General features: G+C 69.9%; 1 protein-coding gene. It reads left to right on the top strand.

Annotated elements, in window-relative coordinates:
- A partial coding sequence (locus AC1DYD_RS41495; protein ID WP_478178510.1) for a VCBS domain-containing protein occupies window positions 1-544 on the top strand: 544 nt, incomplete at both ends.

Genomic DNA, 544 nt, shown 5'->3' with positions numbered 1-544 from the left:
GGCACCAACGATGTGCCGGTGATCGCCGGCACGGCCATCGGTGCCGTGCAGGAAGACGTGGCGCTGGTCGATGGCCAGCTCGCGACCGGCGGTGCGCTGACGATCGCCGATGTCGATGCSGGTCAGTCCAGCTTCGCGGTCCAGGCGGGCACCGCCGGCAGCAATGGCCTGGGCAGCTTCTCGCTGGCGGCCGACGGCAGCTGGAGCTACACCGCCAGCAACACCCAGGCAGCGATCCAGCAACTGGGTGCAGGCCAGTCGCTCACCGACAGCTTCACCGCGGTGTCGCTCGACGGCACGGCCAACCAGGTGGTGACCGTGACCATCACYGGCACCAACGATGTGCCGGTGATCGCCGGCACGGCCATCGGTGCCGTGCAGGAAGACGTGGCGCTGGTCGATGGCCAGCTCGCGACCGGCGGTGCGCTGACGATCGCCGATGTCGATGCSGGTCAGTCCAGCTTCGCGGTCCAGGCGGGCACCGCCGGCAGCAAYGGCCTGGGCAGCTTCTCGCTGGCGGCCGACGGCAGCTGGAGCTAYACCG

Source organism: Variovorax sp. P4_B11 (assembly GCF_056402355.1).
Note: the sequence above shows the minus strand (reverse complement) of the source record. Positions and strands in the feature narration are given on the sequence as shown.